This is a genomic window from Helicobacter pylori (assembly GCF_006439795.1).
Lineage (GTDB): Bacteria > Campylobacterota > Campylobacteria > Campylobacterales > Helicobacteraceae > Helicobacter > Helicobacter pylori_CR.
The window spans coordinates 1-14,357 of record NZ_VEYL01000019.1; the positions used below are offsets into that span (position 1 = coordinate 1).

General features: G+C 39.7%; 10 protein-coding genes and 2 pseudogenes. 5 read left to right on the forward strand and 7 right to left on the reverse strand.

Going from position 1 to position 14,357, the window contains the following annotated elements:
• The 3 genes from FIM66_RS07180 to FIM66_RS07190 all read left to right on the forward strand — a co-directional run.
• Positions 1-108 (forward strand): outer membrane beta-barrel protein (locus FIM66_RS07180; RefSeq protein WP_140600129.1); only part of this gene is annotated, 108 nt, incomplete at its 5' end.
• Between the two features lie 455 nt (positions 109-563).
• On the forward strand, positions 564-1,871 hold the full coding sequence (locus tag FIM66_RS07185) for an NCS2 family permease (RefSeq protein WP_140548604.1): 1,308 nt from the start codon (positions 564-566) through the stop codon (positions 1,869-1,871).
• Between the two features lie 128 nt (positions 1,872-1,999).
• Positions 2,000-3,223: a sugar MFS transporter gene (locus FIM66_RS07190; RefSeq protein ID WP_140548606.1), complete on the forward strand. Its 1,224-nt coding sequence runs from the start codon at positions 2,000-2,002 to the stop codon at positions 3,221-3,223.
• Positions 3,224-3,523: 300 nt separating this feature from the next.
• Here the strand turns inward: FIM66_RS07190 and FIM66_RS07195 are convergent, their stop codons facing one another.
• From FIM66_RS07195 to FIM66_RS07215, 5 genes are all read right to left on the reverse strand, one after another.
• The gene (locus FIM66_RS07195) at positions 3,524-4,075 is read right to left on the reverse strand and encodes a hypothetical protein (protein WP_140600312.1); all 552 of its coding nucleotides are present in this window, start codon (positions 4,073-4,075) and stop codon (positions 3,524-3,526) included.
• Positions 4,076-4,196: 121 nt separating this feature from the next.
• Positions 4,197-5,030, reverse strand: coding sequence for a transporter substrate-binding domain-containing protein (locus FIM66_RS07200; protein ID WP_140548610.1), 834 nt, complete (start codon positions 5,028-5,030; stop codon positions 4,197-4,199).
• A gap of 48 nt (positions 5,031-5,078) precedes the next feature.
• Positions 5,079-5,825, reverse strand: a complete 747-nt coding sequence (locus FIM66_RS07205) for an amino acid ABC transporter ATP-binding protein (protein WP_140600313.1) — start codon at positions 5,823-5,825, stop codon at positions 5,079-5,081.
• Position 5,826: 1 nt separating this feature from the next.
• A complete protein-coding gene (locus tag FIM66_RS07210; RefSeq protein WP_140600314.1) occupies positions 5,827-6,498 on the reverse strand; it encodes an amino acid ABC transporter permease in 672 nt (223 codons plus the stop codon).
• 2 nt (positions 6,499-6,500) lie between these two features.
• Positions 6,501-7,154 carry an amino acid ABC transporter permease gene (locus FIM66_RS07215; protein WP_140600315.1) on the reverse strand — a complete coding sequence of 218 codons (654 nt, stop codon included), beginning with the start codon at positions 7,152-7,154 and terminating at the stop codon, positions 6,501-6,503.
• 178 nt (positions 7,155-7,332) lie between these two features.
• Between FIM66_RS07215 and FIM66_RS07220 the strand changes: the two genes are divergently transcribed.
• The gene (locus tag FIM66_RS07220) at positions 7,333-9,426 is read left to right on the forward strand and encodes a carbon starvation CstA family protein (RefSeq protein ID WP_194149271.1); all 2,094 of its coding nucleotides are present in this window, start codon (positions 7,333-7,335) and stop codon (positions 9,424-9,426) included.
• A 343-nt stretch (positions 9,427-9,769) separates the two neighbouring features.
• Here the strand turns inward: FIM66_RS07220 and hofH are convergent.
• Together hofH and pgi are read right to left on the reverse strand one after the other, a co-directional pair.
• Positions 9,770-11,185, reverse strand: a pseudogene (hofH, locus tag FIM66_RS07225) (outer membrane beta-barrel protein HofH).
• Positions 11,186-11,492: 307 nt separating this feature from the next.
• Entirely contained in the window at positions 11,493-13,130 is a 1,638-nt protein-coding gene (gene pgi, locus FIM66_RS07230; protein ID WP_000957607.1) for a glucose-6-phosphate isomerase, read from the reverse strand.
• Positions 13,131-13,193: 63 nt separating this feature from the next.
• On the opposite strand from pgi, the pseudogene FIM66_RS07235 reads away from it, so the two are divergent.
• A pseudogene (locus FIM66_RS07235) lies at positions 13,194-14,355 on the forward strand (HP1165 family MFS efflux transporter).
• Positions 14,356-14,357: the final 2 nt, after the last annotated feature.

Sequence of the window (14,357 nt, forward strand, 5' to 3'; positions counted from 1 at the left end):
GGCGTGAAAATCCCTACCATTAACACGAATTACTATTCTTACTTGGGAACTAAATTGGAATACCGAAGACTCTATAGCGTGTATCTCAACTATGTGTTTGCTTATTAAAAACCCTCTTTTTAAAAAAGGGGGGGGTTAAACTTCTCAAAAATCTCTCAAGCTAAAAATTTTTAAAAAACGATGATTAAACCCTAAAAAAAGAAATTTTAAGGTATAATGTTTTTGCCATTTTCAGTTTTCCATGGCAAACTCCTTTTTAGAATTTATCCCCATAATCGCACTTATGGGGGTGTTCGTTTTACAACAATCTTTCCACATTTAAAAAACGCTCTCTCAAAAACCATTAAAGAATAAAATTACCTTACAAGATGAGCTTTTTGCGGTTTTCATTAAAAACAATCATTTTTAGCGGAGTTTTTTAAAAAAAGGGTTTTTTACTCACTTCTTTTGATTGAAACAACACAATCAAGCATCTTAAGGCAATTTAAAATAAAATAGCGCTAGCATAACCCCAAAGCCCCTTATTAAATTAATCTATACCAAATAGTAAGGAGTTATCTAACATGGGGTTTTTCAAGCTTAAAGAACACAACACGAACATTGCCACCGAGTTTAGAGCGGGTTTAACGACTTTTATCACCATGATTTACATCGTGCCCTTAAACGCTCTTATCCTTTCTCAAGCCAACATGCCTTATGAAGCCCTTTTGAGCGCGACTGCCATTATCACTATCTTATCGAGCGTGTTTAACGGGCTATGGGCAAACACTCCCATCGCTATGAGCGTGGGCTTAGGGTTGTCAGCTTATTTTAGCTTCGGGTTGGTTCAGGGGCTAAAACTCCCTTGGCAGAGCGCTTTAGGCATCGTAGCGCTCTCGGGAGCGATTTTTGTGATTTTGTCTTTCACTAAATTTAGAAGTTGGGTCATGCGAAGCATTCCTAGCGATTTAAGGCGTGCGGTGAGCGCGGGGATAGGGGCTTTTATCGCGTTTATTGGCCTTAAAGAAATGCATATTGTCGTTACCCATAAGGCTACGCTTGTAACCTTAGGCGATTTTGGCGATCCGCATGTGTTATTGGGGGTTGTGGGGATCATTCTAACTTTCGCGCTCTACACGCTCAAAATCAGGGGTTCTTTCATTATAGCAGTCTTAATCACTTCCATTCTCGCATGGGTTTTAAAGCTGGCTCCTTACCCTAGTGAGTTTTTTTCCATGCCCGCTAGCATTGGCCCTATCGCCTTTCAATTAGACTTTAAGGGCATTTTTTTTGATGCGAGTGGGGCTTTCACTTTAGCGTTAGCGCCAGTTATTATCACTTTTTTTGTAACCGATTTGTTTGATTCTTTAGGCACGCTTGCAGGGATTGGCCACAAGACTGATTTTTTCAATGATGAAGAAAAAAACAAGGAATTAGAAAGGACTTTAGAAGCGGATGCGGTGGCTTCTTTAGGGAGTGCGGTGGTGGGCGTTTCTACCACGACGGCTTTTATAGAAAGCGCGAGTGGGGTTGAAGAGGGGGGCCGCACAGGGCTTACAGCGGTTTTTACCGGATTATTTTTTGTTTTAACGCTCTTTTGCTTGCCTCTTTTAAAAGCCATTCCCAGCAATGCGATTTATCCGGTGCTGGTGGTAGTAGGGGTTTTGATGTTTAGCGTGTTAGAGGGGGTGAATTTTAAAGACATGGCCATTAGCGTTTCCACTTTTTTAACCGTGGTGATGATGCCCTTAACCTTCTCCATTGCCGATGGCTTAGCCTTTGGCTTTTTGTCTTATAGTATCATCAAATTGGTTCAAAAAGACTTCAAAGCGCTCAATTCAGGCATCATCATTCTCTGCATCATTTCTGTTTCTGTATTTATCTTTCGTTAAGCTCTTTTTAAGGGGCTTTGCATTTTTTACTCATTTCATGCCTCTTTTTCTTTATTTAGACAGATTATTATCTTAAAATAATTGTAATATCATTATTATTATATCAACTCAATAAAAAAGGAGAAGGTATGCAAAAAACTTCTAACACTTTGGCGCTGGGGAGTTTGACAGCGCTATTCTTTCTAATGGGTTTTATCACGGTTTTAAACGACATTTTAATCCCACACTTAAAGCCCATTTTTGACTTGACCTATTTTGAAGCTTCACTCATTCAATTTTGCTTTTTTGGGGCGTATTTCATCATGGGAGGAGTTTTTGGGAATGTGATCAGTAAAATCGGCTACCCTTTTGGCGTGGTGCTTGGTTTTGTGATCACAGCGACGGGGTGCGCGTTATTTTATCCGGCGGCGCATTTTGGCTCCTATGGGTTTTTTTTAGGAGCGTTGTTTATTTTAGCGAGCGGGATTGTGTGCTTACAGACTGCCGGTAATCCCTTTGTAACCTTGCTTTCTAAAGGTAAAGAAGCCAGAAACCTGGTTTTAGTCCAGGCGTTCAATTCGCTTGGCACGACTTTAGGGCCTATTTTTGGGAGCTTGTTGATTTTTAGCACGACTAAAATGGGCGATAATGCAAGTTTGATAGATAAATTAGCGGACGCTAAAAGCGTTCAAATGCCTTATTTGGGCTTGGCGGTGTTTTCGCTTCTTTTAGCGCTTGTGATGTATCTTTTGAAATTGCCTGATGTGGAAAAAGAAATGCCCAAAGAAACGACTCAAAAAAGCCTGTTTTCGCACAAACACTTTGTTTTTGGGGCTTTGGGGATCTTTTTTTATGTGGGGGGAGAAGTGGCGATTGGCTCATTCTTGGTGCTAAGCTTTGAAAAGCTTTTGAATTTAGACCCTCAATCAAGCGCGCATTACTTGGTGTATTATTGGGGAGGCGCGATGGTGGGCCGTTTCTTGGGCAGTGTGTTGATGAATAAAATTGCCCCTAATAAATACTTGGCTTTTAACGCCTTAAGCTCTATTGCGCTTATCGCTTTGGCTATTCTCATTGGAGGCAAGATCGCTTTATTCGCTCTGACTTTTGTGGGCTTTTTCAACTCTATCATGTTCCCTACCATCTTTTCTTTGGCTACGCTCAATTTAGGGCATCTCACTTCTAAGGCTTCTGGGGTGATTAGCATGGCGATTGTAGGAGGGGCGTTAATCCCCCCCATTCAAGGTGCGGTTACAGACATGCTCACAGCAACCGAATCAAATTTGCTCTACGCTTATGGTGTGCCGTTATTGTGCTATTTTTATATCCTCTTCTTTGCGCTTAAAGGGTATAAGCAAGAAGAAAACTCCTAAAAAAAGGGGGGGTTTCTCTTTTATTTTCTTTCTTTTAGCTTGTTTTAAAAATTTAAAAATGCCAAAAAATATTTTTTATAACCAATAATAAAGAACTTGACTTTAATCAAGCAAGCACTCTATAAAAGGTTTTACTTGTCAGTGTTTGATGAGAACAGAGCTTTTTTAACGCTTGAGGTAAAAACACAAACAGGGTTTTAAAAATTTTTAAGATGCGATCAAAAATATCCGCAACGGATAAGAAAAACCTCCTAACCACAAAAGGTTAAGAGATTTGAAGAATGAAGCTAAAAAAGAAAATTAGTAAATGGGTTTAGCGTCTTTGAATTTATATTCCGTAAGAAATCCGGTGCCATCAAAATTACCCACCAAAGAGATCTTTGCAATATCGCCCACTTGGCAATCGGTTTCTAAAATAAGATAAGGCACTTCATCTTTACCGATTAAAGTGATCACTCGGCCCTTTTTTTCACGGCTTTGCTTGGGGAACTCTTTAGAATCAAGGCCTGTGGTATTATCGCCGGTTTGGAGCATTCTAAAAGCATAGCACATGCCATCATTGATTTGAGCGCTATAAATTTTGCCTTTTTTAACTTCTTTTTTAACCCCCGGTTTAAGCGCGATGCGTATTTCTGAGTGGATCTCAGCTTCTTGCATTTTGCCTTTATAATCCCGCACCTGAACCTTATGCACACCATTAGGGTCTCCCTTTTTAAGCAGAGAATATTCATAGCTGAATTTTTGAATGTCTAAATCCCCATCAATAAAACTCCTAGCATGAAGCTGAACGCTCAAAAACCCTAGCAACCCAACCAATGAAAATTTCAAACAACGCTTATAAAAATGATTCATCAACAAATCCTTTCAGTGTAAAATCAAACAAATATATCCCAAAATGAAAAACAAAAAGATCACAAAACCGCTAATTTAGCAATAAAAACGCACTCTGTCAAGAAATCAAAGCCTAAAGAAATCATTCAAAAATAATTTCTTCCGGTTTGATTTCATCGCCATAAACAGGCGCTAAAGTCTCCTTATAAGCTTCTTTTAAGAAGTCGCTAGAAATGAGGGAATCCATCTCGTTGTTCAACCATTCTAAAAGCTTAGGGTTACCCTTTTTAATCGCTGGAGCGATCACATCCTTATCGCCAAGGCTTGTAATGCCTAATTTAAACTCAGGGTGTTGTTTCGCCCAAGCGAGCAATAAAGTGTTGTCATGGGCTAGAGCGGTAGCCTTATTGTTTAAAAGGGCTAAAAAAGTCTCTGTGTTTTGCTCAAATTTCAAAAGTTTGATATTGGGGTAATTTTTAGTGAAATAAAAATCCGCTATCGTGCCTTTATTCACAATCAACTCTTTATCCTTCAACTCTTCTATATTTTTAATAACCCCATCTTTAGAAATCACCCCCAAAGCGACTTTCATATACGGCTTAGCAAAATCCACGACTTTTTCTCTCTCTTTGGTGCGCGTGAAATTAGCCATGATAATATCCACTTTATTGGCTTTTAAAAATTCCACCCTAGCTGAAGCTTCTACAGGAATAAACTCAATCTTATTTTCATCGCCCAATAAATCCAAAGCCATGCGTTTAGCAATGACGACATCATAGCCTTGATATTGCCCTTTAGAATCCACAGAGCCAAAAGGAGGCTTATCGCTAAAAACCCCCACTTTTAAAACCCCTCTTTGTTTAATGACTTCTAAAGCGTCTTTTTTTTCTTTATGGCTATCAGAACATGCGCTAAAGACTAAAGCGATTAAAACTAAAAATAGCCCCCATACCTTAAAAAGCTCGTTTGTTTTCATAAAAACACCTTTTTTTGGAATTAAAACCATCTTTTTAGCAAACTTTATTTAACAGCTCCCTAAAAAATGAAAAGTTTCTAAAAATTTTTGCGCTCTTTGAGATTTGGGGTTATTGAAAAATTCTTTAGCGCTGTTTTCTTCAGCGATTTTACCGCTATCAAAAAACACGATTTTATGAGCGATTTTTTGCGCGAATTTTATTTCATGCGTTACAATCACCATGCTCATGCCCGTTGTGGCTAATTCTAAAATCACTTCTAAAACTTCTTTAACCATTTCAGGGTCTAATGAGGCGGTTACTTCATCAAAAAGCATGATTTTTGGCCGCATGCATAAAGAACGCACGATCGCTACTCGTTGCTTTTGCCCGCCGCTCAATTCTTTAGGGTAAGCTTGTTGTTTGTGCTCCAAACCCACTCGTTTTAAAAGCTCTACGGCTTGAGAAATGGCCTCATCTTTGGATCGTTTTTGCACTTTTAAGGGGGCGAGTAAGATATTATCTAACACATTTAAATGCGGGAACAATTCATAATTTTGAAACACCATGCCTATTTTTTGGCGCATTTGATTCCAGTTGGTAGTTGGCGTATTAAGGTTAGTGTTTTCAAAAAGAATTTCACCCTCATCAATCTTTTCAAGCCCGTTTAAGCATTTTAAAAAAGTGCTTTTCCCGCACCCGCTAGGCCCTAAAATCACTGCCGCTTCACCCTTATTTAAAGTGAAATTGATGCCGTCTAAAACCAAATGGTTTTGATAGGTTTTTTTTAACCCTTTGGTTTCTAAAATCACGCTCATTTTACCCTCTAATGTATTGGAATTTTTTTTCTAAATAGGAACTATACAGGCTCAAACTATAGCATAAACTAAAATAAAACATTAAGATAACGCCATAAACCATAAAGCTCGCATTGGGCATGCGTAAGAGGTTAAGCTCTATGATTTGCTGGCCCACTTTTAACAAATCAATCGCTCCAATGAGAGAGACTAAAGCCGTGGTTTTAATCATGCGCGTGAATAAATTAAGGCTTGAGGGCAATAAAGACAAAAAGCTTTGGGGGAAAATAATATTAAAAATCACCTTTTTTGAATCCATGCCTAAAGCCAGAGCGCTTTCTACTTGGTGTTTGCTCACGGAAGTTAAAACCCCTCTGGTTAAATCCATCATTTCAGCGCCACCCCACAAGCTAAAAACAATAACGCTCGCTAAAACGGCGCTAATGTGCAAATCAAACCAGCTCGCTAACCCAAAATACACAATAAAAAGCCATGCTAAAAGCGGGATGATGCGAATGCTTTCTAAATACACACGACACGCCAAAACCACTATTTTAGAGCCAAACGCCATCAAGCTCCCCAAAAGCATTCCAACAATGATTGAAATAACCGCAGAGCTAAGAGCGATCAAAAGAGTGGTTTCAAACCCTTCTAACAAACGCTTAAGGTTGTCTAACTCTAGTAAAACTCCCATTTTTAAGCCACTTTCTTTTTAAAGAAACGCTCTAAGATCACAAACAAAACGCTTAAGGGGAGCAAAGCAATCAAATAAGCGATGCTTAACATCAAAAGGCTTTCAGTCGTTTTATAATAAATGCCAATAAAATCTTTCGCCACGAACATAATATCGGTTAGGGCTATCGCACCCACCACAGAAGTTTCTTTGAGTAAAAAAATCACATTCGCCCCTATAGAAGGCATAGAAACGCTTAAACTTTGAGGCAGAATAATATAATACATCATCTTCAAAGGGCTAAACCCCAAACTCAAAGCGCTTTCTCTTTGAATGGAAGCCAAGCTCTTAAACCCAAGCAAAAAACTTTGACTCATATACCCCCCACCCAAAAACCCTAACGCTAAAATCGCGCATTCTAAAGCGCTCAAACCGATTTCATTCAACCCGTAATACAAAAAGAAAAGCTGGATGAGTAGGGGCGTGTTCCTGGCGATTTCGCCATAGATATAGACGATAGGAGAGATAAAGCGCGTTTTAAAATACAAAACGAGCGTGCACAAAAACCCCACCAAAAGAGAGAGCAAAATCCCAAAGAAAGAAATATAAAGCGTGAGTTTTAACCCCTTAAAAAACGCAGGGATGGAGTGCAACATAAAATCCCAATCTAATGCCATAACGCTATACCTTAAAATTAATGACGCTTTAAAGCATCATGTTTAAAACGGCTCTTATTTACCCCAATTGTTAGAAGTTTGGAAAACCCAAGCCTTTATGCGGGAAGTTTATGAGCTATTTTGCCACTATTCAAAGAAAATTTGAATTATAATAAGAAACTGGCTGAAATTAACAACAATGATTAAACAATCATTAAATGGAGAGGACATGCAAAAAAGTTTAGTTTCTTTGGCTTGGGTTTTTGCCGCTATTTTAGGGGCGATCTGTTTAGGGGTGTTAGCCTTACACAAGGGCGAGAGCATTAACACGCTATGGCTTGTAGTAGCGAGTGCTTGCATTTATAGCATAGGCTATCGTTTTTATAGCCATTTTATCGCTTATAGGGTGTTAAAGCTAGATGATAGCAGAGCCACGCCTGCATGCGTAAGGAATGACGGCAAGGATTTTGTGCCAACCGATAAAGCCATCACCTTTGGGCATCATTTCGCCGCTATTGCTGGGGCTGGCCCTTTAGTAGGCCCGATACTAGCCGCTCAAATGGGTTACTTGCCCTCTATCTTATGGATTTTGATAGGCTCAGTTTTAGGGGGTTGCGTGCATGATTTTGTGGTGCTTTTTGCTTCTATTAGGCGCGATGGCAAGTCTTTAGGCGAAATGATCAAGCTTGAAATGGGTCAATTTGTAGGCATGATCGCAAGTCTTGGTATTTTAGGGATCATGCTCATTATCATTGCGATTTTAGCGATGGTGGTGGTGAAGGCTTTAGCGCATTCGCCTTGGGGCTTTTTCACGATCGCTATGACCATTCCCATTGCGATTCTTATGGGGCTTTACATGCGGTTTTTCAGGCCACATAAGATTTTAGAAGTTTCTGTTATTGGCTTTATTCTGTTGATTATAGCGATTTATGCGGGTAAATATGTTTCTTTAGATCCTAAATTAGCGTCAATATTCACTTTTGAGGCCAGTTCTTTAGCGTGGATGATCATGGGCTATGGGTTTGTGGCTTCTATTTTACCGGTATGGTTTTTACTCGCTCCACGAGATTATTTAAGCACTTTTTTAAAAATTGGCGTTATAGGGGTGTTGGTTGTGGCTATTATTTTTGTCGCTCCTCCCTTACAAATCCCTAAAATCACGCCCTTTGTAGATGGCAGTGGGCCTGTGTTTGCAGGAAGCGTGTTCCCTTTCTTGTTTATCACGGTGGCTTGCGGAACGATTAGCGGCTTTCATGCTTTAATTTCTTCAGGCACGACCCCTAAAATGCTCGCTAAAGAAAGCGACGCAAGGCTAGTGGGCTATGGCTCTATGGTGATGGAGAGCGTTGTGGCTCTTATGGCGTTGGTGTGCGCAGGGATCTTGCACCCAGGGCTTTATTTCGCTATCAATTCCCCAGAAGTGAGCATCGGTAAAGATATAGCTGATGCGGCTTCAGTGATTAGCTCATGGGGGTTTAGTATCAGCGCTGAAGAAATCAGTGAGATGACCAAAAACATCGGCGAAAGCTCCATTTTGAGCCGCACCGGTGGGGCACCCACTTTTGCGATCGGTTTAGCGATGATTGTGTATCACATTTTAGGGGATCCAAGCGTGATGGCGTTTTGGTACCATTTTGCGATTTTGTTTGAAGCTTTGTTTATTTTAACCGCTGTGGATGCTGGCACACGAACCGCTCGTTTCATGATCCAAGATTTGCTCGGTAATGTTTATAAGCCTTTGGGTAATCTTAGCTCTTATAAAGCTGGGATTTTTGCCACTCTTTTGTGTGTGGCAGGGTGGGGGTATTTCTTGTATCAAGGCACGATTGATCCTAAAGGGGGGATTTATACGCTATGGCCTTTATTTGGCGTGAGCAATCAGATGTTAGCGGGCATGGCGTTGTTGTTGGTTACGGTGGTGTTGTTTAAAATGGGGCGTTTTAAGGGGGCGATGGTAAGCGCCTTGCCGGCAGTTTTGATTTTGAGCATCACTTTTTATAGCGGTATTTTAAAAGTAATGCCAAAGAGTAATGATAGTGTGCTTAATAATGTTTCCCATGTGGCGCAAATGCAAATCATCAAAGAAAAAATGGCTACCACTACCGATGAAAAAGCGCTAAAAACGCTCCAAAAATCCCTTTTTAACCACGCTATTGATGCGATTTTGTGCGTGTTTTTCATGTTTGTAGCGCTATTGGTGCTGATTGTGAGCGTTAGGATTTGCTCAAACGCTTATTTTAAAAATCAAATTTACCCGCCACTGGCTGAAACCCCTTACATCAAAGCTACTTGAATAAAGGGGGCTTAAACCCCCTTTAAATCCATAAAAAAAGTTTGACCTTGTTTGTGAAGCGTGCAAACACTAAAGATGCTTGGGATTTCTGTTTTAGTTCTTAAAAAGCTATCGTTTGCTTTTTTAAAAGCTCAATTTTGAAGATGATGAAGATGATGATTTTTTGCTTAATGGGTATGATTTAACAAAGAGCTTTCGCTTGAAAAGAAATTTTATATATAGAGATTAGAGGAACAGCGTTAAAAAACGCCTATTACATTATAGGAGACAGCATCAAAATAATGCCTACTATATTTTGTGATCATAGCATCAAAAAGACGCCTACCATAATCATAGGGTAGCATCAAAATGACGCTACTAGAGCCGTGTATAACGCGCTCCTGTCAGAATAAAGGGCGGGGAAGTCTTTAGGCACAGGCCCGTTTTCACCCGGTTTAAAGCCTTTGTTAGTATACACGCCATAATACGCAAGATCCACGCTACCGCTCAAGTATTCAGTGAATTTATAACCTAAAGAGATCATCGCTCTCGCTTCCCAAGAGACTACTGAATTGGAGTATTGTGTGGCGAATTTCCATGTGAATTTTTTGGCAAAATGAGTGCCGCCACAAGAAAGGAAAATGGTAGCGGCGTCTCTTTTAAGGGCTGTGCCTGTAAAACCAGCATAGACGCTGTTACTCCCCATGATCACACCGCTTGGATTCCCCATGTTGCCTATCCAACCATTAGCGTTTTGAAAGACTTTATAAAAAGCGATGGAAACATTGTAATTGTTGATGTCAAAGCGTTGGCGGATGATGAGATTTTGCCCATTTTGAGTGGCAGGCGTGTCGTATCTATAGACCGGACTCCCATCGGATTTAACGATCATTCAAGGGTAGTAAATGGGAAAAAACCCTATGACAGCCGTATCAGAGCGAAAGCCTGTGCCGCTAAAATTAGGGTTAGAATCCCAACCAATCTTAACGCCCGGAGCGTTAAAGATTTGAGGCGAAAGGTAATAAAATCCTTCTATGAGGAAACGATGAGGTTTATAGGTGAGTTGCACCGCATGCGTGCCATAAAGCACCTTTCGCCCATGGCTATCATAACCTCCCTTATCGTTTTTGGTAAAGCCTCCGCTATAAGTGGTCCGTGCGGCAAACCAATCCATTAAAAACGAACCATAAGCGAACGCCCTCCCAAAAGAGCTAAACCAAGTCAAACGCGCATGCTTGTATTGCCCAGAAACTTGAAAGCCTTGCGTTTGACCGCTTTTATAAGGCATAGTGGAGAGGTAGCGTCCGGCTTTTATTTCAAAATAATTCTTATAAGCGTATTCTAAATACGCATCGCTAAAGACATAATTGCGGACATTTTTGTTGTGTTTCATGTTTTGTGTCGCTAAATCATCGCTTTGTAAGATGTTTGTATAACCCCCCATGAACCCATCATAATAACCAAAGAGGTTGTAAGCCACAGATCCGTCTTCAAACTTCTTCGTGCCGTCATAGAAAATAGATCCCACCATGCCCCCTATTTTGCCTTTTAAAACATGGTCTGAAACCTTTTTGGGTAACAGGCTAAAACCAAGCCCTAAATAGCCCGCAATCGTTGCGAATTGCTGCATAGGGTAGATACCTCTTTCTTTATTGATTTTATGCTGGTTAAAACCGATAGTGCTGGATTGATCCACAAAGCCGTTGAGCTTAGCTTCAAAACCTTGTAAAGAAGAGCTTAAAAATGCCCCAAAGAATAAAACCTGACTTGCCTTTTTCATGCATGCCTCCTAAAATGAGATTGATAAATGCAAATACTTTTAAAGATAAATCTATTCTTTAGTTTTTATTATTCTTAGCTTTGAAATAATTATAATATGTAAAATAATGCATATGATGAGAAAGTCAAGCTTTTAAAAGCTAAAAACGATTAATTTGTGGAAAATTTACTCTCTTTAAATTCAAATGGCTAATATATGGCGCTAAAATCCGTTATGATTAACGGATGATTTTGAATGGAGTGCTTGAAAATGGGGGTTAAGCTTTGCTTTATTGTTTTTTAGGTTTTATCTTGTTATAAAACAAAGTCTATTGGTTGTAATTCTTATACAATTCTATTAAATGCTTAGTGGAGCTGTCAAAATAAGCGTTGCTTTTATGCCCCTCTAATTCTTGTAAAATCGGCACGGCCAACTCTTTCCCAAGCTCCACGCCCCATTGATCAAAGCTGTTAATATCCCAAATAACCCCTTGCACAAAGACCTTATGCTCATAAAGAGCCACCAACGCCCCAATATTACTTGGCGAGATCTTTTCTAATAAAAGGATATTAGAGGGGCGGTTGCCAAAAAACACCCTGTGGTGGGCTAAGTCTTTGGCTTCATCTTTGTCTAAGCCTTTAGAAAGCAGTTCGCCAAGCGCTTCTTCATAACTCTTGCCTTTCATGAAGGCTTGCGCTTGCGCTAAAACATTGCTGAATAAAATCTCATGGTGGCCTTTAGCGTTAGGTTTTTTATCTAAAGAGGCGATAAAATCAATGGGGATTAAATGCGTGCCTTGATGCAAGAGCTGGAAAAAGGCGTGCTGAGCGTTAATGCCCATATCGCCCCAAACAACAGGGCATGTGTCATAGGGGATGGTTTCGCCTTTTTTGCTGATGCGTTTGCCATTGCTTTCCATATCCAATTGCTGGATGAATTTAGGGAAATGCCTTAAATACTGATCGTAAGGAGCGATTAAATGGCTTTTGGATTGGAAAAAATTGATATACCACACGCCAATTAGCCCCATTAAAACGGGTAAATTGCTTTCAAAAGGGGCGTTTCTAAAATGCTCATCCATCAAATACGCCCCTTTCAAAAGAGCGTTAAAATTTTTCTTCCCTAAATAGATCATAATGGATAAGCCAATAGCCGACCACAAACTATAGCGCCCCCCTACAAAATCCCAAAATTCAAACATGTTATGCTCATCAATGCCAAATTGTTGGACGGCTTCTTTATTGGTGGATACCGCTACAAAGTGCTTAGCGATATGCTTTTCATCGCCGCTTCTTTCTACAAACCATTTTCTAGCGGTTAGGGCGTTGGTTAAGGTTTCTTGAGTGGAAAAAGTCTTAGAAGCCACGATAAAAAGCGTGCTGGCCGGATTGAGTTTTTCTAAAACGTCTAAAATCTGTGTGCCATCCACATTAGATACAAAATGCATTTTTAATCTCGGGTGGCCGTAGCGTTTTAAGGCGGTGCAAACCATTAAAGCGCCTAAATCTGACCCCCCAATGCCGATATTGACAATATCAGTGATCACTTGATTGGTATAGCCTAATCTCTTACCGCTTCTCACGCTATCACTAAAGGCTCGCATGCGTTTTAAAACGCTCCTCACACTTTTTAACACTTCCATGTTGTCTAGTAAGATTTCAGTGTCATTCAAGCTTCTTAAGGCGGTGTGTAAAACGGCCCTTTTTTCGGTGGTGTTGATTTTTTCGCCCTTAAACATCGCTTCAATCTTTTCTTTTAAAGAGCAGTCGTTCGCTAATTCAAAAAGAAGCTTTAAAGTGGTATCGTTCAGGCGGTTTTTGGAATAATCCAAGCTCAAGCTTTCAAATTGCACGAAATAACGGCTCGCTCGCTCTTTATCTTTAGAAAACCAATCGCGCATATGCGCTTCTTTGATTTCTTCATAATGTTTGAGTAATTTTGGATAAGTTTTTAATTGGGTTAGCATCAATACCCCTTAAATAAAAGATATAACGCTGTATTATAAGCTAGTTTTAATTATAATTTTCAAATGTTAAGAAAAAACATTTTAGCTTACTATGGGGCGAATTTTCTCTTAATCATCGCTTCAAAGCTTGCCCCATGCGATTTTAACCCCCTTGTTGCTTTCTAAAGGGCTTAGTTTGAGTGAAATCTTGCTCGTGCAAACCTTTTTTAGCTTTTGTGTGCTGGTGGCTGAATACCCGAGCGGTGTTTTAGCGGATTTGATGAGCCGGAAAAACCTATTCCTGGTTTCTAATGCCTTTTTAATCGCTAGTTTTTCGTTTGTGCTTTTCTTTGATAGTTTTATTCTCATGCTTTTAGCATGGGGGCTGTATGGTTTGTATAGCGCATGCTCTAGCGGCACGATTGAAGCTTCACTCATCACAGACATTAAGGAAAACAAAAAGGATTTGTCCCGGTTTTTAGCCAAAAACAATCAAATCGCTTATTTGGGCATGATTATAGGGAGTTCTTTGGGATCGTTTTTGTATCTCAAAATCCATGCGATGCTGTATATCGTGGGGATTTTTTTAATCATGCTTTGTGCGCTAACGATCATCATTTATTTTAAAGAAAAAGAAGGGGATTTTAAAAGCCAAAAAAGTTTGAAACTCCTTAAAGAGCAAGTCAAAGGCAGTCTTAAAGAGCTTAAAGATAACCCCAAACTTAAAATTTTGTTAGTGGGGCATTTGATTACGCCCATCTTTTTTATGAGCCATTTTCAAATGTGGCAAGCCTATTTTTTAAAACAAGGCATTAAAGAGCAATACCTTTTTATATTTTATATCGCTTTTCAAGTGATTTCCATCCTCATTCATTTTTTAAAAGCCAAAAATTACAGCCAAAAAATCGCCATGAGTTCGCTTGTGGTGTTGCTGGGCGTTAGCCCCTTATTGCTTATGAATATCCCTTATTGTTTCATAGGGGTGTATGCACTCATGGTGGCGTTTTTTGCTTACATGAGTTATTGCTTGGGGTATCAATTCTCCAAATTCGTTTCTAAAAACAACATTTCATCGCTCTCATCGCTTTTATCAAGCTGTGTGCGCGTGGTCTCTGTGCTAATCTTATCGATCAGCAGTTTGGAACTGCGTTACTTCTCACCCCTAACTATCATAACCATGCATTTTGCCTTAACGCTTCTCATCCTCTTTTTCTTTTTGTATAAGGCTAAGCCGTTTGATGAGTGAGC

Excerpts from the sequence above, each read along its gene's own strand:
- FIM66_RS07185 (WP_140548604.1), top strand. The coding sequence starts at position 564 with ATGGGGTTTTTCAAGCTTAAAGAACACAACACGAACATTGCCACCGAG.
- FIM66_RS07190 (WP_140548606.1), top strand. The coding sequence starts at position 2,000 with ATGCAAAAAACTTCTAACACTTTGGCGCTGGGGAGTTTGACAGCGCTA.
- FIM66_RS07195 (WP_140600312.1), bottom strand. The coding sequence starts at position 4,075 with ATGAATCATTTTTATAAGCGTTGTTTGAAATTTTCATTGGTTGGGTTG.
- FIM66_RS07200 (WP_140548610.1), bottom strand. The coding sequence starts at position 5,030 with ATGAAAACAAACGAGCTTTTTAAGGTATGGGGGCTATTTTTAGTTTTA.
- FIM66_RS07205 (WP_140600313.1), bottom strand. The coding sequence starts at position 5,825 with ATGAGCGTGATTTTAGAAACCAAAGGGTTAAAAAAAACCTATCAAAAC.
- FIM66_RS07210 (WP_140600314.1), bottom strand. The coding sequence starts at position 6,498 with ATGGGAGTTTTACTAGAGTTAGACAACCTTAAGCGTTTGTTAGAAGGG.
- FIM66_RS07215 (WP_140600315.1), bottom strand. The coding sequence starts at position 7,154 with ATGGCATTAGATTGGGATTTTATGTTGCACTCCATCCCTGCGTTTTTT.
- FIM66_RS07220 (WP_194149271.1), top strand. The coding sequence starts at position 7,333 with ATGATTAAACAATCATTAAATGGAGAGGACATGCAAAAAAGTTTAGTT.
- pgi (WP_000957607.1), bottom strand. The coding sequence starts at position 13,130 with ATGCTAACCCAATTAAAAACTTATCCAAAATTACTCAAACATTATGAA.